19 protein-coding genes are annotated in these 17,439 nt (G+C 70.0%); 11 read left to right on the top strand and 8 right to left on the bottom strand.

Annotated elements, in window-relative coordinates:
• Positions 1-48: 48 nt before the first annotated feature.
• The 3 genes from ACQPYZ_RS25765 to ACQPYZ_RS25755 are packed head-to-tail and all read left to right on the top strand — an operon-like array spanning position 49 to position 2,070.
• On the top strand, positions 49-351 hold the full coding sequence (locus ACQPYZ_RS25765) for a twin-arginine translocase TatA/TatE family subunit (protein WP_433160620.1): 303 nt from the start codon (positions 49-51) through the stop codon (positions 349-351).
• Positions 352-376: 25 nt separating this feature from the next.
• Positions 377-1,198 carry a twin-arginine translocase subunit TatC gene (tatC, locus tag ACQPYZ_RS25760; protein WP_433160618.1) on the top strand — a complete coding sequence of 274 codons (822 nt, stop codon included), beginning with the start codon at positions 377-379 and terminating at the stop codon, positions 1,196-1,198.
• Between the two features lie 59 nt (positions 1,199-1,257).
• A complete protein-coding gene (locus tag ACQPYZ_RS25755) occupies positions 1,258-2,070 on the top strand; it encodes a diacylglycerol/lipid kinase family protein (RefSeq protein WP_433160616.1) in 813 nt (270 codons plus the stop codon).
• 15 nt (positions 2,071-2,085) lie between these two features.
• On the opposite strand, the gene ACQPYZ_RS25750 is transcribed toward ACQPYZ_RS25755, so the two are convergent.
• Positions 2,086-2,613 (bottom strand): MarR family winged helix-turn-helix transcriptional regulator, encoded by a 528-nt coding sequence (locus ACQPYZ_RS25750; protein WP_433160614.1) that lies wholly within the window; start codon positions 2,611-2,613, stop codon positions 2,086-2,088.
• Between the two features lie 80 nt (positions 2,614-2,693).
• Here ACQPYZ_RS25750 and ACQPYZ_RS25745 point away from each other — a divergent pair, with 80 nt between their 5' ends.
• The 3 genes from ACQPYZ_RS25745 to ACQPYZ_RS25735 all read left to right on the top strand — a co-directional run bounded on the left by ACQPYZ_RS25745 (position 2,694) and on the right by ACQPYZ_RS25735 (position 7,858).
• A complete protein-coding gene (locus ACQPYZ_RS25745) occupies positions 2,694-3,659 on the top strand; it encodes an alpha/beta hydrolase (RefSeq protein ID WP_433160612.1) in 966 nt (321 codons plus the stop codon).
• 9 nt (positions 3,660-3,668) lie between these two features.
• Positions 3,669-6,476 (top strand): DEAD/DEAH box helicase, encoded by a 2,808-nt coding sequence (locus ACQPYZ_RS25740; RefSeq protein ID WP_433160611.1) that lies wholly within the window; start codon positions 3,669-3,671, stop codon positions 6,474-6,476.
• Positions 6,477-6,592: 116 nt separating this feature from the next.
• Positions 6,593-7,858 (top strand): serine hydrolase domain-containing protein, encoded by a 1,266-nt coding sequence (locus ACQPYZ_RS25735; RefSeq protein WP_433160609.1) that lies wholly within the window; start codon positions 6,593-6,595, stop codon positions 7,856-7,858.
• On the opposite strand, the gene ACQPYZ_RS25730 is transcribed toward ACQPYZ_RS25735, so the two are convergent.
• Positions 7,855-8,319 carry a MarR family winged helix-turn-helix transcriptional regulator gene (locus ACQPYZ_RS25730; protein ID WP_433160608.1) on the bottom strand — a complete coding sequence of 155 codons (465 nt, stop codon included), beginning with the start codon at positions 8,317-8,319 and terminating at the stop codon, positions 7,855-7,857. The genes ACQPYZ_RS25735 and ACQPYZ_RS25730 overlap by 4 nt on opposite strands.
• Before the next feature lie 63 nt (positions 8,320-8,382).
• Between ACQPYZ_RS25730 and ACQPYZ_RS25725 the strand changes: the two genes are divergently transcribed.
• On the top strand, positions 8,383-8,754 hold the full coding sequence (locus ACQPYZ_RS25725; RefSeq protein ID WP_433160606.1) for a cupin domain-containing protein: 372 nt from the start codon (positions 8,383-8,385) through the stop codon (positions 8,752-8,754).
• Here ACQPYZ_RS25725 and ACQPYZ_RS25720 read toward each other — a convergent pair.
• Positions 8,751-10,061: a glycoside hydrolase domain-containing protein gene (locus tag ACQPYZ_RS25720; protein ID WP_433160605.1), complete on the bottom strand. Its 1,311-nt coding sequence runs from the start codon at positions 10,059-10,061 to the stop codon at positions 8,751-8,753. The two genes, ACQPYZ_RS25725 and ACQPYZ_RS25720, sit on opposite strands and share 4 nt — an antisense overlap.
• Before the next feature lie 113 nt (positions 10,062-10,174).
• Between ACQPYZ_RS25720 and ACQPYZ_RS25715 the strand changes: the two genes are divergently transcribed.
• The 3 genes from ACQPYZ_RS25715 to ACQPYZ_RS25705 all read left to right on the top strand — a co-directional run bounded on the left by ACQPYZ_RS25715 (position 10,175) and on the right by ACQPYZ_RS25705 (position 12,490).
• A complete protein-coding gene (locus ACQPYZ_RS25715) occupies positions 10,175-10,648 on the top strand; it encodes a GyrI-like domain-containing protein (RefSeq protein ID WP_433160603.1) in 474 nt (157 codons plus the stop codon).
• Between the two features lie 27 nt (positions 10,649-10,675).
• Entirely contained in the window at positions 10,676-11,710 is a 1,035-nt protein-coding gene (locus ACQPYZ_RS25710) for a DUF5937 family protein (protein ID WP_433160602.1), read from the top strand.
• Positions 11,711-11,824: 114 nt separating this feature from the next.
• Positions 11,825-12,490 carry a class I SAM-dependent DNA methyltransferase gene (locus ACQPYZ_RS25705; RefSeq protein ID WP_433160600.1) on the top strand — a complete coding sequence of 222 codons (666 nt, stop codon included), beginning with the start codon at positions 11,825-11,827 and terminating at the stop codon, positions 12,488-12,490.
• A gap of 18 nt (positions 12,491-12,508) precedes the next feature.
• Here ACQPYZ_RS25705 and ACQPYZ_RS25700 read toward each other — a convergent pair whose 3' ends face one another.
• Positions 12,509-13,558 (bottom strand): FAD-dependent oxidoreductase, encoded by a 1,050-nt coding sequence (locus ACQPYZ_RS25700; protein WP_433160598.1) that lies wholly within the window; start codon positions 13,556-13,558, stop codon positions 12,509-12,511.
• A gap of 52 nt (positions 13,559-13,610) precedes the next feature.
• Between ACQPYZ_RS25700 and ACQPYZ_RS25695 the strand changes: the two genes are divergently transcribed.
• Positions 13,611-14,486 carry a LysR family transcriptional regulator gene (locus ACQPYZ_RS25695; RefSeq protein ID WP_433160596.1) on the top strand — a complete coding sequence of 292 codons (876 nt, stop codon included), beginning with the start codon at positions 13,611-13,613 and terminating at the stop codon, positions 14,484-14,486.
• Here the strand turns inward: ACQPYZ_RS25695 and ACQPYZ_RS25690 are convergent.
• From ACQPYZ_RS25690 to ACQPYZ_RS25675, 4 genes are all read right to left on the bottom strand, one after another.
• Positions 14,476-14,958 (bottom strand): 2,4'-dihydroxyacetophenone dioxygenase family protein, encoded by a 483-nt coding sequence (locus tag ACQPYZ_RS25690; RefSeq protein ID WP_433160595.1) that lies wholly within the window; start codon positions 14,956-14,958, stop codon positions 14,476-14,478. The genes ACQPYZ_RS25695 and ACQPYZ_RS25690 overlap by 11 nt on opposite strands.
• Before the next feature lie 10 nt (positions 14,959-14,968).
• Positions 14,969-15,790 carry an SDR family NAD(P)-dependent oxidoreductase gene (locus ACQPYZ_RS25685; RefSeq protein ID WP_433160594.1) on the bottom strand — a complete coding sequence of 274 codons (822 nt, stop codon included), beginning with the start codon at positions 15,788-15,790 and terminating at the stop codon, positions 14,969-14,971.
• Between the two features lie 122 nt (positions 15,791-15,912).
• On the bottom strand, positions 15,913-16,569 hold the full coding sequence (locus tag ACQPYZ_RS25680) for a hypothetical protein (RefSeq protein ID WP_433160592.1): 657 nt from the start codon (positions 16,567-16,569) through the stop codon (positions 15,913-15,915).
• A gap of 88 nt (positions 16,570-16,657) precedes the next feature.
• Positions 16,658-17,368, bottom strand: a complete 711-nt coding sequence (locus tag ACQPYZ_RS25675) for a hypothetical protein (protein ID WP_433160590.1) — start codon at positions 17,366-17,368, stop codon at positions 16,658-16,660.
• Positions 17,369-17,439: the final 71 nt, after the last annotated feature.

Below are 17,439 nucleotides of genomic sequence, written 5' to 3'. Positions count from 1 at the left end.
TCTCACGCTCGAGCCACGAGTCGGAAGTTTTGTGAAAGGGAGATCGACATGGCACCGCTCATCGGCATGCCCCAGGGCGCGGAGTGGCTCATCATTCTCGCCATCGTCGTGCTGCTGTTCGGATCGGCCAAGCTGCCGGCTCTGGTGAAGCAGCTCGGCAAGTCGAAGAAGATCTGGGAGGAAGAGGTCGGTCCGAAGAAGAAGGACCCGGAGCTGACCGAGGGCACCAACCAGCCCGCCCAGGGCCCGACCCAGCAGGCGCCGCAGACGCAGGCGCAGGCCGCGCAGCAGCCGAACCAGGTGAACGGCCAGGCGCCGGGCGACGGCCTGCCGCCGCACACGGCCAACTGAGCCGAGCACACCGCCGGTGTCTTTGGTGAAGATCGGACGGCGCAAGGAGAAACCGGAACGCCGCCCGAAGGACGACGAGGGTCGGATGACCCTGCGCGAGCACGTCATCGAGCTGCGCAACCGGCTGGTGATCAGTGTGCTCGCGATCGTGGTCGGGACCGTGGTCGGCTGGATCTTCTACGACGAGGCCTTCAACTTCCTGACCAAGCCGTTCCTCACCAGCGTGACGGAGCTGGCCAAGGACGCCGGCAGCGACAAGCTGCCGCAGCTGACCTTTCCCGGTGTCGGCAACCCGTTGACGTTCCGGATCAAGATCTCGGCCCTATTCGGGCTGATCCTGGCCGCGCCGGTCTGGCTGTACCAGCTGTGGGCCTTCATCGCCCCCGGGCTGCACCGCAACGAGCGCAAGTGGGCCTACGTCTTCTCCGCGCTCGCCACCCCGCTGTTCGCCGGCGGCATCTGGGTGGCCTACTGGACGCTGCCGAAGGGCATCGAGATCCTGCTGGGCTTCACCCCGCTGGACATCCAGAACCTGGTCGAGCTGCCCGACTACCTCGACTTCGTGCTGCGCACGATGCTGGTCTTCGGGGTGGCGTTCCTGATCCCGCTGGTCGTCATCCTGCTGAACATGCTGGGCATCGTCGCCGGCGCGGCCCTCGGCAGGTTCCGGCCGTACATCGTGCTGGTGATCTTCGTCTTCGCCGCGGTCGCCACCCCGTCCGGTGACCCGTTCACGATGTGCCTGCTGGCGATCCCGATGTGCATCCTGTTCTTCGTCGCGGAGGTGATCTCGCGGCTCAACGACCGCCGGCGAGCCCGCAAGACCGAGGAACTCCTGGCCGACTGATGGGGCGGCGGGTCGCGCTGGTGGTGAATCCCACCTCCGGCAAAGGTCTTGGTGGCCGGGTGGCGCCGGTCGTGCGCGGCCGGCTGGCGGCGGCCGGGCTGACCGTCGACGTGCACGCGACCACGTGTGCGGAGGACGTCGGCCGGATCTCCGCCGACGTGATCGCCTCCGGCGCGGACGCGGTCGCGCTGATCGGCGGCGACGGCACGATCCACCTCGGCGCCCAGGTGCTGGCGAAGTCGGGGATGCCGTTCGGTGTGATCCCGGCCGGCACCGGCAACGACTTCGCCCGCGGGATCGGCGTACCGCTGAACGACCCGGCCGCGGCGGCCGAGCTGATCGTGGCCGGCCGGACGCGGGCGATCGACCTGGCGGTGGCCAAGGACGAGTACATCACCACGGTCCTGGCCGGCGGCTTCGACTCACTCGTGAACAAGCGCGCCAACGCGATGAGCTGGCCGAAGGGCAATTCCCGCTACACGCTGGCCACGCTCGCCGAGCTACGCACGTTCAAGCCGCTCGAGTACGTCGTGACCGTCGACGACGACGTGATCGAGACCAGGGCCATGCTGGTCGCGGTCGGCACCGGCCCGACGTACGGCGGCGGACTGCAGATCCTGGCCGGCGCCGAGATCGACGACGGTCTCCTCGACGTGACGATCATCGAGCCGGTGTCGCGGCTGACCCTGCTGCAGATGTTCCCGAAGCTGTCCAAGGGCACCCACGTCGGCCACCCGATGGTGCGCACCCTGCGCGGCCGGATGGTCCGGATCGAGTCGCCCGGCATCACGGCGTACGCCGACGGCGAGCCCCTCGGCGCCCTCCCGGTGGACGTCACCATCGCCCCCGGCGCCCTGACCGTCTTCGCCTAGCGGACCGCCAGGCCATCACAATTGCGCGTCGCCGTCCTGGCCGAGCGTGGGCCGGGGCGGGATCGGTGCGTTGTGATGGCCTGGGCGTCCGGGTTCCTGGCGGTCGGTCCGGTGGTCGGCCTCGGCGCGTTGCCGCAGCATCGAGAGGCTGACCGCGAGGTTCTCCAGGACTTCCGCCGGGAGGACCGAGCCGATCCACGTCTGCAGCTCGGCCTCGACCGTGGGAGTCGCCGCCGCGAGGTCGCGTTGCCCCTGCGGGGTGACCGTGACCAGGGACGAGCGCCGGTCGTCCGGGTTCGCCGTACGGCGGCAGCGGCCGGCGGCCTCGAGCCGGTCGACGGCCTTGCTGGTGGCGCCGACGGTGATCGCCATCTGGTGGGCGAGGTCGTAGACCCGCGCCGTCCGCCGGTCCGCGAGGAAGCGCAGGAACTCGAACTGACCGAGTGGCAGGTCGTGCTCCGCCTTCAGCCGGGCGTCGAGCACGTTGTAGAGCCGCGTCTCCAGCCGGACCAGATCCGTGAACAGAGCTGTGAGATCAGTCACAGAGCGGCTCCAAGATTCCCCGGAATTAGATTCCTCGGAATGTAGTTAGCAGGAAGTACATTCCTTGGAATCTATCACCGATGGAGACGACGATGACGCAGGAACAACGCGCGTTCGCGCGCGGTCTGATCACCAAGGGCGAGCTCGGCCGGACGCCGGCGCAGCAGCGGGCTGAGTTCGACGAGCTGTTCGCGAGCCGCCCGCTCGGCGACGACGTCACGCTGACGCCACGCACCCTGGGCGGCGTCCCGGCCCTGGACGTCCGCATCGACAGCGCTGACGGTGCCGACGCGCCCGCCGGAGCTGACAGCGGCGCCGGCGCGGACGGTGTCGGCGCGGCCGCCCGGGCTCACAACGGCGCTGAGGCGGTGATCTTCTATCTGCACGGCGGCGGTTACGTGGTCGGGTCGGCGCGGACCGGGGCCAACCTCGCGGTCCCGCTCGCTCGCCGTACCGGGCTGCCGGCGGTGTCGCTGGAGTACCGGCTGGCGCCCGAGAATCCCTTCCCTGCCGCGCTCGACGACGCGCTGGCGGCGTACAAGGAGCTGGTGGAAACCGGCCGTCCGATCTTGATCGCGGGCGACTCAGCGGGCGGCGGGCTGGCGCTGGCGACGATGCTCGCGGCGCGGCGCGAAGGTCTGCGGCTGCCGGAAGCCGCGGTCGTGTTCTCGCCGTGGGCCGACCTGACGCTGTCCGGAACGAGTATCGACAGCCGCGGTGACCTCGACCCGTTGTTCAGCCGCGCACACATGGAGGAGTACGCCGAGGCGTATCTCGCCGGCCATGATCCGAAAGACGAACTGGCCAGTCCGCTCCTGGGCGACCTGAGCGGGCTCCCGCCGCTGCTGATCCAGGTCGGATCGGCTGAGGTCCTGCTCGACGACGCGCTCCGGCTCGCGGTCCGGGCAGCGGAACAAGAGGTCGACGTCAGCCTGGACGTGGTGGCCGGCGCGCCGCACGTCTACCCGCTGATGGTGGGCGTGATGGACGAGGCCGACCAGGCTCTGGACCGCGCCGCGACGTTTCTTGTAGGTGCGGTCGCATAGATTGGGGCCATGAGCACCCCGTCCGAGAAGTACGCCTCGTTCCGCTCGGACCAGGAGCATCCGGCCGTGAAGGAGTTCAGGGCGCTCTACGACTTCGAGCTGGACGAGTTCCAGTTGCGCGCCTGTGCCGCCCTCGAGGACGGTCACCAGGTGCTGGTGGCGGCGCCGACCGGCTCCGGCAAGACGCTGGTCGGCGAGTTTGCCGTCCACCTTGCCCTGCAGCGTGGGCAAAAGTGCTTCTACACCACCCCGATCAAGGCCCTGAGCAACCAGAAGTACGGCGATCTGGTGAGCCGGTACGGCGCCGAGAAGGTCGGCCTGCTCACCGGTGACAACTCGATCAACTCCGAGGCCCCGATCGTCGTGATGACGACCGAGGTCCTCCGCAACATGCTGTACGCCGGCTCGAACACCCTGCTCGGCCTGTCGTACGTCGTGATGGACGAAGTGCACTACCTGGCGGACCGGTCTCGTGGCGCGGTGTGGGAGGAAGTGCTCATCCACCTGCCCGACTCGGTGTCGGTGGTCTCGCTGTCGGCGACCGTCAGCAACGCCGAGGAATTCGGCGACTGGCTGGAGACGGTCCGCGGCAACACGGTCGTCGTCCTGGAGGAGAAGCGGCCGGTGCCGCTGTTCCAGCACGTGATGGTCGGCAAGCGGCTGCACGACCTGTTCGCCGGCGAAGCGCCGACCGCGCGGGTCGGCGCTCCCTCGAAGTCAGGTAATCCGGCGAAGGCGAACCAGGTCGACATCAAGGATCTGGTCAACCCGCAGCTGGTCCGGATCGCCCGGGACGACAACCGGATCTTCCGCGACGACTCGCGCAAACCACGCCGGCGTCGCGACCTGCCGAAGAACCGGCCGTCCCGGACGCACTTCACGCCGTACCGCTCGGACGTGGTGGAGGAGCTGGACGCCGGCGCGCTGCTGCCGGCGATCTACTTCATCTTCTCCCGCAAGGGCTGCGAGGACGCGATGGTGCAGTGCCTGCGGTCGGGTCTGCGGCTGACCAAGCCGCACGAGCGGGACGAGATCAAGCGGGTGCTCGCCGAGCGGACCGCCGACCTGCCCGACGAGGACCTCGGCGTGCTCGGCTACCACGACTTCGCCGAGGCGCTCAGCCGCGGGATCGCCGCGCACCACGCGGGCATGCTGGCGGCCTTCAAGGAGGTCGTCGAGGAGCTGTTCGCGCGCGGCCTGATCAAGGTCGTGTTCGCCACCGAGACGCTTGCCCTGGGCATCAACATGCCGGCCCGCACGGTCGTGCTGGAGAAGCTGAGCAAGTGGAACGGCGAGGCGCACGTCGACATCACGCCGGGGGAGTACACCCAGCTCACCGGCCGGGCCGGGCGACGTGGCATCGACGTCGAGGGACACGCGGTCGTCCTCTGGCAGCCGGGATTCGACCCGCGGGCGGTGGCCGGGCTGGCCTCGACCCGCACGTATCCGCTGCGCTCGTCGTTCTCCCCGTCGTACAACATGGCCGTCAACCTGGTCCGCCAGGTGGGACGCTCGCGGTCGCGGGACATGCTCGAGCTGTCGTTCGCCCAGTTCCAGTCCGACCAGGCCGTGGTCGGGCTGGCTCGGCAGGTGCAGCGCAACACCGAGGCGCTCGAGGGATACAAGGAGTCGATCGACTGCCACCTCGGCGACTTCCTCGAGTACGCCGACCTGCGCCGGCGGATCGGTGAGCGCGAGTCGTCCGGCTCCAAGCGGCGCAAGCTGGACCGGCGGGTCGAGGCGCAGGAGTCGATCGAGAAGCTCCGGATCGGCGACATCGTCCGGATCCCGGCCGGCCGGAGCGCCGGCTGGGCGCTCGTCCTCGACCCGGGGATGCGGTCGGAGCGCGAAGGCCCGCGGCCGACCGTGCTGACGCTGGACCGTCAGGTCCGCAAGCTGTCGATGATCGACTTCCCGACGCCGGTCGAGGCGATCGACTCACTGCGGATCCCGAAGAAGTTCAACCCGCGCAACCCGCAGCAGCGCCGTGAGCTGGCCCAGGTACTGCGGAATCGCACCGACATGCTCGGCGAGGACGGTCCGCCGTCCCGTTCCCGCGGTCGCGACGTGGTCACGCACGCGGACGACCCGGAGTTGCAGGAGATGCGCGCGCAGTTGCGCGCGCACCCGTGCCACGGCTGCTCGGACCGCGAGGACCACGCCCGCTGGGCGGAGCGGTACTTCCGGCTCGACCGGGAGAACCGCGAGGTGCAGCGGAAGATCGAGGCGCGGACGAACACGATCGCCCGCCAGTTCGACCGGGTCTGCCAGGTGCTGAACGCGCTGCACTACCTGGACGGCGACAAGACGACCGAGGCCGGCGACCGGTTGGCGCGGATCTACACCGAGCTCGACCTGGTCGCCGCCGAGTGCCTCCGGCAAGGAGTTTTCGACGACCTGACCGTGCCGGAGCTGGCCGCGTGCCTGGCCGCGCTGGTGTACGAGGCGCGGTCGAAGGACGAGCCGACCTCGCCACGGTTGCCGCGCGGCGACGTACGGCAGGCGCTGGAGCGGATGGGATCGATCTGGCGGGAGCTGTCCGCGCTGGAGCGGGACATGCGGGTGGACTTCCTGCGGTCGATGGACCTCGGGTTCTGCTGGCCCGCGTTCCGGTGGGCGTCGGGCGCGTCGCTGGCCGAGGTGCTGTACGAGTCGGACCTGGCCGCCGGTGACTTCGTTCGTTGGGTGAAGCAACTGATCGACCTCACCGAGCAGGTCGCGGACGCCGCCGGTGACACTGCGTTGCGCGCTACCGCACGGGCCGTCGTCGACCAGATCCGCCGCGGTGTGATCTCGTACGCAACCATCGTCGACTAAGGGCGTGTCTGACAATCCATCGCCGGGCGCTGAATTGTCAGACACACCCTAGAACCCTTGCGATGAGAGACTCCTTCGGATCCCCTGCCTGGTAAGAGCCGAAGGAGAACACGTTCGTGGAGTTGACCCGCCGGAACCTCGGCAAGCTCGCTGTCGCCACCGGAGCGGTCGCCGCCGCCGGCACCGGAGCGGGAACGGTGCTCAGCCGGTCCGCCGATGCCGCCGCGACCTGGAAGACGACCGGGACCGCGGTCTCGGCCCTGGCCGGCTTCGACAGCCAGATGAAGTCGTTCATGCAGGCCCGCGGTATCACCGGCGGGCAGCTCGCGGTCACCTACAAGGGCCGGCTGGTCCTTGCCCGCGGCTACAGTACGTCGACCTCGCTGGACGTCCAGCCGACGTCGCTGTTCCGGATCGCGAGCCTGTCGAAGTCGGTCACCGCGGCGGCGATCATGAAACTCGTGCAGGACGGCAAGCTGAGCCTGTCCACGCCGGTGACCAGCATCCTCGGCATCACCCCGCCGGCCGGTCAGAGCCGGGACACCCGCTGGCCGGCGATCACGATCAAGCGGCTGCTGCAGCACCTCGGCGGCTGGGACCGCGACCTGTCCGGCGACCCGAACTTCAAGGACGCCACGATCTCCCAGGCGCTCGGCGTACCGATGGAGCTGCACCACGCCGACGTGATCAAGTACATGGCCGGCCAGAAGCTGAACTTCACGCCGGGCAGCAAGGCCGTCTACTCGAACTTCGGGTACCTGCTGGCCGGCCGGGTGATCGAGAAGGTCAGTGGCCTGAGCTACGCCACCTACGTGCAGCAGAAGTTGCTGACCCCGTTGAAGATCAAGCGGATGGCGCTCGGCTGGAGCATCGCGAAGCACGCCGGTGAGCTGCCGTACGAGTCGCAGTACACCGGCCGCACCGTGCTCGACACCACCGGCGCGACCGTGGCAGCGCCGTACGGGACCTTCAGCATGCGGATCCACGACGCCAACGGCGGCTGGATCGCGAGTGCCCCGGACCTGGTGCGCTGGGCGCGGATGTTCGACGCGTCGTCCTCGGTGCTGAATGCGACGTCGCTGAACGCGATCTGGGCCAAGCCCGAGACCGGCGTCAGCAACGGCTGGTACTACGGCCTCGGCTGGCAGGTCCGGCCGACGTCGGGCGGCACCGGTCGCAACACCTGGCACACCGGCAGCCTGCCGGGCAGCTACAGCCTGCTCGTCCGGACGTACTCCGGGATGAGCTGGGCGGCACTGTTCAACCGCCGCGACGACGCCAGCGGGAAGTCGTACGCCGACATCGACGGCGCGATGTGGACCGCCGCCAACGGCGTCAAGTCCTGGCCCACCCACGACTACTTCCCGAAGTACTTCAGCTAGAACATCAGTGCCCGGAAGTGTGGGTTGCTGATCTGGGCCTCGCCGGCCATCGCGGTCAGCACCTCGCGCACGCTGTCGATCGCTCCGTCGCCGAACTGGCGGCGGAGCTTTCGTTCGTAGGCCTGGTGGAATCGCCGGGCCGCCGTGAGCGCGGCCTCGCCGCGGGCCGTGAGGTGGAGGAGGCGGGCGCGGGCGTCGGCCGGGTCCGGGCGGCGTTCGACGTACCCACGCCGTTCCATGTCGTCGACGATCTGACTCGCACCCTGCTTGGTGATCTCCAGCCGCTCCGCGAGCCCGCTGATACTCGTCGGCCCGGCGCTCAACGTGCGCAGCACGAACCCGTCCGACCGCCCCTGGTCGTCGAACCCCTGCCCGGCCGTCGCGGCCCGCAGCGCGCGGACGAACTCCTGATCGGCGAGCAGCAGCAGAATTCCGAAATCGAGCTTGCCCGAACGCGTCATGGCGCTCATGATAGTCAAGCTGGCTTGGTCAAGTCAGCTTGACTATTTGTGAAGGGGAGGGTCATGCAGGTCATTCGCGCAGATGAGGCGCCGAAGTTCCAGTTGCCCGGGGTCGAGTTCACGGGGCTGGCGGCGCCGAGCCGCGGGTCCGCGGGGCTGTGTACGTGGAAGCTCGCGGTCGAGCCCGGCACCGGCGGCGGTGAGCCGCACACGCTCGACCGGGACGAGGTGTTCATGGTGCTGAGCGGGTCCGTCCAGGTGACGCCTGACGGCGAGAAGCTCGGTCCCGGCGACGCGGTCGTCGTACCGGCGGGTGAGCCGATCCGGCTGACCAATCTCGGTGCGGAGCCGGCCGAGTTGTACGTCGCCATCACCGCCGGCTTCACCGGGACGATGGCCGACGGCACAACGATCCAGCCTCCGTGGGCGGTCTAGCAGCGCCGGATCGGGGCGGTGTACGTCGTCTTGCTGGTGGTGGCGACGTAGTAGTCGGTCACCCAGCTGCCGTCGCTGAGGCGGTCCCAGACGGCCGTCGTACCGACCTTGGAGCCGGCACGCTGGCAGGTGACCCAGGCGAGCGAGCCGATCGGGAGCAGGCCCGGGTAAGCGGCGTACGACGTCCCTGGGCCGCGTCGCCTGGCCAGATTGTCGACAATCGTCTGGTAGGCATTGCTACAACCCGGGATCGGCGCTGAGTAGCCGGGCTTGTTCGGGGTCCGGACGTAGTAGTCGGTCACGTAGGTGCCGTCGACGAGCTTGTTCCAGACGGTCGTGGTGCCGATCTTCGGGCCGAAGGTCTGGCAGACGATGCGGACGCCGGCGTTCGCGGGGATCGTCGAACGGACCGGGTACGCGGTCGACGGGCCGCTGTAGGAGTGGATCGTCGTCCGGGCCGTGTAGGTGTACCAGACGCTCGCGACCGGCGCGTCGAAGCGGTCGCTGTCGATGTTGAGCGTGACGCCGCCGTGCGTCTCGTTGTGGTCCCCGAGGTACTGCTTGCCGCGTTGTCCCACGGCCCAGAAGGTGTTCGGCACCGTCGGCCAGCCGGTCAGCGAGCTGTTGCCGTCCCAGCGGGCGATCCACAGCGCGTCCGGCCGGGCGTACGACGAGGAGTTGTAGGCCGCGGCGAGGTGCGGGGCGCCGGAGTTCTGGTGCGCGTACACGCCGGACAGGTACCCGAGCCGGTGCAGCTCCTTCGTCCACGCCGACAGGAACCGCAGTACGGTCGCCTTGCAGGTCGCGTCCGTCGCGTCGTAGTGCTCCATGTCGTTGTAGATTGCGCTGCCGGGCAGCAGGTTGAGCGCGCGGGCCACCTTCACCGCATCCCGCGCCAGCAGGCCGCCCTGGAACGTCGCGGACGGCACGGTCATCTTCACCGCGGTCGTCCGGAAGGTGCAGGGCGCCTGGAACCCGACGTAGATCGGGATCAGCCGCCAACCCATCCGGGTCACGCTGCTGACCCAGCTCGGCGTCAGCTGGGGTTGCGCACAGCTGCGGTTGACGCCGCCGATGTAGATCCCGATCGCCTTGTACGGCGAGGCCTTCCACGCCGACAGTTGGGCGACCGACGGCGCCGTGCACGTGTCGAACGCCAGGCCGGTAAAGCGGGTCGCCGTCGTCCCGGAGGCGTACGTGATCGGCGTCGTCGGCTCGGCGACGGCGGTCGACGACGGCCCGACGAGCAGCACGGCCACCGCGGCGACCGCGGCCGGCACCCCCACGACGACTTTGAAACGCCTCATCATGCCCACCCCTGGGTCCCAGTAGACGCCCGAGGACGGCCGGGCGCCAGGTCTGACGATAATGGCCGACGCAGGCGTTACGTTGAAGGCAGCACCGATCGGGAGGACGTGGGATGCCGGAGATCGTGAAGCGGGACGAGCGGCCGTACGTCGCGCTGCGGGGGAAGGTCGCGATGGACGGGATCGGCGCGTTCGCCGACCGGATGGGCGAGGTGGTGGCCTGGCTGGCCGCCCACGAGATCGCCCCGAACGACGCGCCGTTCTTCAAGTACGACGTGGTCGACATGGACGCCGGCCTGGTGATGGAGATCGGCTTCCCGGTCGACGACCTGCACCACGGCGAGGGGGAGATCGTCACCGGCGTACTCCCGGCCGGCCGGTACGCGAGCGTCACCCACCACGGGCACCCGGACGGCCTGCTCGGCGCCACCCGCGACCTGCTCGAGTGGGCGTCCGAGCAGGGCCTCGAGTGGGACGCCGACGGCGACCGCTGGACCGCCCGGCTCGAGATCTACAAGTCCGATCCGCGTGAGGTCCCCGACCTGAACGACTGGGAGACCGACCTCGAGTTCAAGCTGAAGGACTGAGCAGCTCTGCCGACAGTTCTCGCGGGCGTGAGCCGGCTCGACCCCGACCGGATCCGTCACGTCGCCTCACCTCTGATCGAGCTCGGCTGCGCGCTCCACGTCCTGGCGGAGCCGCGACACCACGATCGGGTCGAGTGGGCGGCCGGCGTACGGCTGCCCGCCGTACTGCGGGAGGAGCTGTCGCAGTGGACGTGGACCGTGCGGGCGGTCCGGGCGCGCTTCTTCGCGACGAGTGATGCCGTTGGTGCGCCGCGCTGGGAGGACGAACTCGGGGCGCTGCGGTCCCGCCCGCCGGAGGACCTGGCCGCCGAGCTCGTCCGGCCGCTGCGCGGTCGGTCTCTGCGCGGCGGCAGCCCGGACGCGGACGCCGTACTCCACTGGGCACGCAGCCGGGGGCGCGCTGTGGCCGCTCTCGTCGAGGGCCTGCTGACCGACCCGGCTGAGCCCGTACGGCGTTTCGTCGATGTGCTGGACGCTTGCTGGTCGGAGTGGTTCCGGGAGGTGTGGGAGGAGTCGCGGGACGCGTTGGCCGCCCGTGGTCGGCAGGACCGGGATCTGGCGTTGCGGGACGGCGTCGGGGCGATGCTGCGGTCGCTGGACGGCTCCATCGACATACGTGATCACGACAGCGTGATCGTGCAGAAGGTGCAGAACAAGCGGATCGACCTGGCGTCGCGCGGGCTGCTGCTTGTCCCCAGCAACTACATCGCGCCGCATCTGTTCCTCGGCGAAGTTCCCGGCTCACCGCTGACCGTGATCTATCCGGCCGGCGGTCGCGGGCCCGCCGTACCGACGGCTCAGCAGATCCGCGCCAGGCTCGAGGCCCTGGCCACACCGGACCGTCTCCAGGTCTGCCGCGCCGTCGCCAGCGAACCCCGCACAGCCGGCGAGATCGCCGCCCTCTGGAACCTCCACCCCACCCAGGTCACCCGGCACCTCAGAGCCCTCACCCGAGCCGGCCTGGTCACGCCCGAACGCCAAGGCCGCTTCGTCGCCTACCGCCTCGACGAGTCCGCCCTCCGCGCCCTCGGCACCGACCTCCTCACCCTGATCATGCGCTGACCCTCTCGTTGGGGCCTTGAACACGAAATGGGGAGATCACCCAAGGTATTCCCTGGGTTGACCCACCACACGGTGTGTCCGCCCCCGGCCGTCGACGGGCTAGCATCGCGCACCATGTCCTCCTCCCGTAGCGCGCAGCCTGCCGATCTCGACCTCGTCCGGAGCTCCTACGACCGGGTCGCCGACGCGTACGTCGACCTGAACCTCGGGGACATCACGACGTACCCGTGGTTGCGGACTGCGGTCGACGGCTTCGCGGCCGCCGTACACGGCCTCGGCCCGGTGCTCGACGTCGGATGCGGTCCTGGCGACCTCACCGCGTACCTCGCCGAGCGTGGACTCGACGTCTCCGGAGTCGACCTCTCACCGCGGATGATCGAGCACGCCAGGCGGCGCCATCCCGGCCACCGGTTCGCCGTCGCCTCGGCGACCGAGCTGGACCTCGCCGACTCGTCGTACGGCGGGATCCTCGGCTGGTGGTCGCTGTTCAACCTGCCGCGGCACATCCTCCCGACGGTCCTCGCGGACTTCGCCCGGGCGCTGGTCCCCGGCGGTCACCTGATCATCGGGACCCACCTGGGCGACGGAGACATCGAACGCACCGAGGCGTACGGCGGCATCCCCGTCACGTGGACCACCCACCTCTGGCAACCCGACGACCTCCGGACCCTCCTGACCACAGCCGGCCTCGACGAAGTCGCCGAACTACGCCTCCCCAAGAGCGCCGCCGGCGTCCCCTCCCTCGTCCTCATCGCCCAACGCCCCCAACCAGCGAGCTGAAAGGCGCTCGGCCGGGCGTCAGGCGGCCAAGGGGTGGAGGAGGGTGCGGAGGGATCGGGCGGTGGTGAAGCCGGCTCGGTTGGCTCCTATGGTGCTGGCGGAGGGGCCGTAGCCGATGAGGTGGATGCGGGGGTCGAGGGCGGTCTGGGTGCCGTTCATGCGGATGCCGCCGGAGGGCTCGCGCAGTTTCAAGGGCGCCAGGTGGGCGAGGTCGGCGCGGAAGCCGGTGGCCCAGAGGATGGTGTCCACGGGCAGGCTGCGGCCGTCGGGCCATTCGACGCCGTCGGGGGTGATCCGGGCGAACATCGGCTGCCGGGTGTAGACGCCGCGGTCCCACGCGGCCTGTTCCTGTGCGCGGAGGTGGAGACCGGTCACGCTGACGACGCTGCGCGGCGGTAGCCCGGCGCGGACCCGTTCCTCCACCTTGGCGACGACCCGGCGCCCGTACTCCGGGGTGAAGTCCTCGCCCGTCCGCCACTCCGGCGGCCGCCGGGTCACCCAGGTTGTGGAGGCGACCTCGGAGATCTCCGCGAGCAGCTGTACCGCCGACGCGCCACCGCCGACGACCAGCACGTGCTGACCCTCAAACTCAGAGGCCCCGCGGTAGTCGGCCGTGTGCAACTGCCGCCCGCGGAACGTCTCGATCCCCGGATACCAGGGGATGAACGGCCGGTTCCACGTCCCCGTCGCGTTCACCAGCGCTTCCGTCAGGTACGTCTCGCCCGACGTCCGCACCTCGAACAACCCGTCCACCCGATGCACGCTCGACACCGTGACCGGCCGCAGCACGGGCAGCGCGAACCGCTGCTCGTAGTCCGCGAAGTACGCCGGCACGAACTCGTTCGCCCGATCCGCTGCCGCGCTCGGCGGCACCGGCACGCCCGGCAGGTCAGCGATCCCGTGCACGTCGTGCATGGTCAGCGAGTCCCACCGGTGCTGCCACGCACCGCCCGGCGCCGGATTCCGGTCCAGTACGACGACCTCGTCGTACGGCGTGAATCCCAGCCGCACCAGGTGGTACGCAGCCGAGAGCCCCGCCTGGCCCGCACCGATCACGACGACCTTCACACCACAAACAACAGTCCGGACTCCCACGCTCTTCCCCGGCTAGCGTGAGTCCATGGACCTGACCGCGGCGTACGGCTTCCGGATGGACTGGCTCGTCAGCTTCGTCGCGGTCGCCCGGCACGGCGGGTTCTCCGCGGCCGGGAAGGCGGTCTTTCGCGGTCAGTCGCGGATCAGCGAGCACGTGGCCGACCTCGAACGCACCCTCGACGTACGGCTCTTCGACCGCACCGCCCACCCGGCCCGGCTCACCCCGGAGGGACGCGCGCTGCTCCCGCAGGCCGAGGAGATCCTGCGCCTGGTGCAGAGGCTGTCGGCCGGCGGAGAGGTCCGGTTCGGCGCCTACCCGAGCGCCGCCGCCTGGCTCTTTCCCCAAGTCGTACGCCGTCTGCCGGACAACGTCAGGCTGTTGCTCGTCGAGGGTCCGAGCGTCGACCTCGAGGCTGCCCTGATGCGGGGCGACATCGACCTCGCCATCCGCCCGGTGCACCCGCTGGTCGCGGACGAGTCGCTCGTCCACGAAGTGCTCTGGCGCGAGCCCCTGACCGCGGTCTTCCCGGAGACGCATCCGCTCGCTAGCAACCGGTCGGTGGGTCTCGAGCAACTCGCCGAGCTGCCGCTGATCTCTATCGGTGAGAGCGACGGGCCGCGGCAGTTCGAGTCACACCTGGCGTTCGCGTCCAGAGGGCTCAATCCGCGGTCCGCGTTTCGCACCAACCAGCCGCAGACGCTGCTCTCGTTGGTGCGGCACGGCCTCGGCGTCGGCGTCACGAACGAGCTCGCCGTGACGACCGCAAACCTCGACGGGGTGACGCTGGTCCCGATCCACGACGCCGGCGTCGACCGGCAGGTCGCGCTCTTCCGGCGCCGGGGCCACCGGTCCCCGGCGCTCGATCAGGTCGTCGAGGCGGTCCGGACGATCACCGGATGAACTGGTCGACGTAGTCGGCGGCCAGGCCGTTGGCGCCGTAGTGGTCGCGGCACAGCTGGATCTTGGTGAACGTGTCCTCGTACCCGGTCTGGTTGCCGTCGTCGTCGACGTAGATCATCGCGCCGGAGATGTTGAAGAACGTGATCATCTCGGTGCAGTCCTCCGGCACCCGGAGCGTGTGGATCTCACCCGGTGGCTCGTACACGAACGACCCGGTCTCGGCGACCCACTCGTGCTCGTCGTACTGCCACTTGCCCTTGATCACGTAGCCGAACACCGCGCTCGGGTGCCGGTGCCGGGAGACGATGCCGGACCGGGTCACCTTGAGCAGGTTGCACCACTGCCCGGTGATCGTGTTCAGCATCAGCGGCCGGAACCACACGTCCGGCGCCTGCGGCACCCACAACCGGTCGTCCTCGGGCACCGCCGGTACGGCGATCTCCGCGGGCACTCCTGCCGAAACCGGGATCATCGAAGCTCCTTCACATGCTCTGGTAGCCGCCGTCCACGGGCAGGACGGCGCCGGTGACGAATCCCGCGTCCGGGCCGGCCAGGAAGGCGATCGCACCGGCGACCTCCTCCGGCGAGCCCCAGCGGGCCATTGGCGTACGGGAGAGGATCCGGTCGGCGGCGACCGGATCGGCCTGCAGTGCGGCGGTGAGCTCGGTCGCGATCCAGCCGGGGGCGACCGCGTTCACCCGGATGCCGTCGGACGCCCAGGCGACCGCGAGGGACTTGGTGAGCTGGACGATGCCGCCCTTGCTGGCGCTGTACGCCGGGACGAGCGGACCACCGAAGTAGCTCAGCATCGAGGCCACGTTGACGATGCAGCCCCGGGTCGCCGAGAGCAGGTCGTGGGCGGCCTCGGCCGCGCGCATCGCGCCGGTGAGGTTGATCTCGACGACGTCCCGGAACACCTCGGGCCGGTGCTCGTCGCCGCGCCGGATGATGCCGGCGGCGTTCACCAGCACATCGAGCCGGTCCAGCGACCCGATCAGCTCCTCGAGCGCGTCCGGCGTCCGGAGGTCGAGCTCGTGCAGCCGAGCGGACTGCCGCAGCCCATCGGGTGCTGCCGACGGGTCGAGCCCGGCCGCGATCACGGACAGCCCGTCGGCGGCGAACCGGAGCGCGGTAGCCGCGCCGATCCCGCTCGTCCCCCCGACCACGAGCACAGTCCGCCGGTCCACCGCGGTGCCGCTGTCCTCCACGGTCCGCCGGTCGACCACGGTCCCCCGGTCCTCCGCGGTCGGGCCGTCCTCCGCGGTCGGGCCGTCCTCCGCGGTGCGGCCGTCGTCCGTGGTCATGTCCGGCATCCTGCCCGCACTCGGCGGCGGGGACAACGACGACCCGGACGGCGGATGGGGGTCATCCGCCGTCCGGGTCTGGGAGGGGTTGGGGGAGGGTTATGAGGAGCGGTGATGGGAGATCAGTCCACGCTGGTGTCGATGCGGCGGTGGTAGCGCTGCCCGGCCTTGCCGCCGATCACGGCCGCGAACAGCGTGATCAGGACGGCCGCGCCGACCGCGATCAGCCCACCGGCGGTGAGCGTCTCGTCGGCGAGCGGGACCGACGGCAGTTCCACCCGGTTCAGTACGTCGTACTGCGAACCGGCCAGCGCGGCGATCGCCGCGACGACCAGCGTGACCAGTACGCCGATCAGCCAGACGCCGAAGCCCTGCCGCCCACCGTCGAAGCGCGCGAGCCGGCCGGCGACGTACCCGCCGCTGTAGTAGGCGATCGCCAGGATGAGCAACGCGGCCGCGCCGGACACGATGCCGATCGTGCCGGCCTCCGCCTCGGCCGCGTTCCAGTCGATGGTGACCGCGTAGTCGACCGCGGCCGCGACCGCCCCGACGATCCCGGTGAGCAGGGCGATCAGGCCGACCGCGACCAGCCAGCCGAAGAACGCCGCCCCGCCCTTGAACCCGCGGTACGCCGGGTCCACCTCGTCGGCGGCCGACGTCTTGATGCGGGCCCGGTGCAGTGGCCGGGTCACCGGCCGGGTGGTCGTGTCGGGCTCGCGAACGGCGGTGTGCTCGTCGCGATGCTGTGTGTCCGCGTCGTCCCGGTACTGCTGGACCATGTCAGTTCTCCTCACGAGACGGCCCCGTGTCGTTCCTCCGGTACCCGTCGGGAACGCTGGCTATGCGTGGTGAGGAGGTGACTGACGGTCAGTCGAGCAGGCGGTCGATCTTGTCGTGGTACCGGCGGCCGGCCTTGCCGCCGACGATCGAGAACAGCAGCGTCAGCACGAGCAGCGCCGCGGTGGCGACGATGCCTCCGGTGGTGACCGTGTCGGTCGAGAGCGCCACGTCCGGCCGGCTGACCTCGTCGGTGAGGTCGTACTGGTTGTTCAGCAGCGCGCCGACGCCGGCCGCGAGCACCGAGAACAGGAAGGCGAACATCCACACGCCGAACCCGTTGCGGCCGCCGTCGAAGCGGGCGAGCCGGCCGGCGACGTACCCGCCGGAGTAGAACGCGAGGGTCAGGGTGAGGACGGCGATGGTCGCGGCGGTGATGCCGGCCGCCCCGGGCTGGGCCTCGGCGTCGGCCCGCGAGTAGTCCAGGATCTCCGCGGTCCCCAGGGCCGCGGCCGCGACCGCGAGCGAGAGGACGACGGTCATGGCCATCGCGATCAGCCAGCCGAAGAACGCCGCGCCGAACTTGAAGCCCCGGTAGGCCAGCAGTTCCGGATCGACGTCGGGCTCGACCGGCGGCTGGTCCGGGCTGGGCGGCTGGTCCGGGATGATCGTCACGTTGGTCATCGCCCGGTGCGCCGCCGCGCGCGCCTCCTCGTACCGCTGGGTGCTGGTGGTGTCGTCGTCGGGCACCATCGTGGCGGTGACAGGCTGCGTCGCGGTGTCGCCGTACTGCTGGACCATTCCGCTTCTCCTCACTGGTCAGCTCCGGGCCGTTGCCTACCCGCCCGGATCGCCCCCGACACAGCCGGACG

This window comes from Kribbella sp. CA-247076 (genome assembly GCF_050942445.1).
In the GTDB taxonomy this organism is placed as follows: domain Bacteria; phylum Actinomycetota; class Actinomycetes; order Propionibacteriales; family Kribbellaceae; genus Kribbella.
Note: the sequence above shows the minus strand (reverse complement) of the source record. Positions and strands in the feature narration are given on the sequence as shown.

What these genes read in the sequence shown, in the direction of transcription:
- ACQPYZ_RS25765 (WP_433160620.1), top strand. Translation starts at nt 49, where the DNA reads ATGGCACCGCTCATCGGCATGCCCCAGGGCGCGGAGTGGCTCATCATT.
- ACQPYZ_RS25745 (WP_433160612.1), top strand. Translation starts at nt 2,694, where the DNA reads ATGGAGACGACGATGACGCAGGAACAACGCGCGTTCGCGCGCGGTCTG.
- ACQPYZ_RS25740 (WP_433160611.1), top strand. Translation starts at nt 3,669, where the DNA reads ATGAGCACCCCGTCCGAGAAGTACGCCTCGTTCCGCTCGGACCAGGAG.
- ACQPYZ_RS25730 (WP_433160608.1), bottom strand. Translation starts at nt 8,319, where the DNA reads ATGACGCGTTCGGGCAAGCTCGATTTCGGAATTCTGCTGCTGCTCGCC.
- ACQPYZ_RS25725 (WP_433160606.1), top strand. Translation starts at nt 8,383, where the DNA reads ATGCAGGTCATTCGCGCAGATGAGGCGCCGAAGTTCCAGTTGCCCGGG.
- ACQPYZ_RS25720 (WP_433160605.1), bottom strand. Translation starts at nt 10,061, where the DNA reads ATGAGGCGTTTCAAAGTCGTCGTGGGGGTGCCGGCCGCGGTCGCCGCG.
- ACQPYZ_RS25715 (WP_433160603.1), top strand. Translation starts at nt 10,175, where the DNA reads ATGCCGGAGATCGTGAAGCGGGACGAGCGGCCGTACGTCGCGCTGCGG.
- ACQPYZ_RS25705 (WP_433160600.1), top strand. Translation starts at nt 11,825, where the DNA reads ATGTCCTCCTCCCGTAGCGCGCAGCCTGCCGATCTCGACCTCGTCCGG.
- ACQPYZ_RS25695 (WP_433160596.1), top strand. Translation starts at nt 13,611, where the DNA reads ATGGACCTGACCGCGGCGTACGGCTTCCGGATGGACTGGCTCGTCAGC.
- ACQPYZ_RS25690 (WP_433160595.1), bottom strand. Translation starts at nt 14,958, where the DNA reads ATGATCCCGGTTTCGGCAGGAGTGCCCGCGGAGATCGCCGTACCGGCG.
- ACQPYZ_RS25685 (WP_433160594.1), bottom strand. Translation starts at nt 15,790, where the DNA reads ATGACCACGGACGACGGCCGCACCGCGGAGGACGGCCCGACCGCGGAG.
- ACQPYZ_RS25680 (WP_433160592.1), bottom strand. Translation starts at nt 16,569, where the DNA reads ATGGTCCAGCAGTACCGGGACGACGCGGACACACAGCATCGCGACGAG.
- ACQPYZ_RS25675 (WP_433160590.1), bottom strand. Translation starts at nt 17,368, where the DNA reads ATGGTCCAGCAGTACGGCGACACCGCGACGCAGCCTGTCACCGCCACG.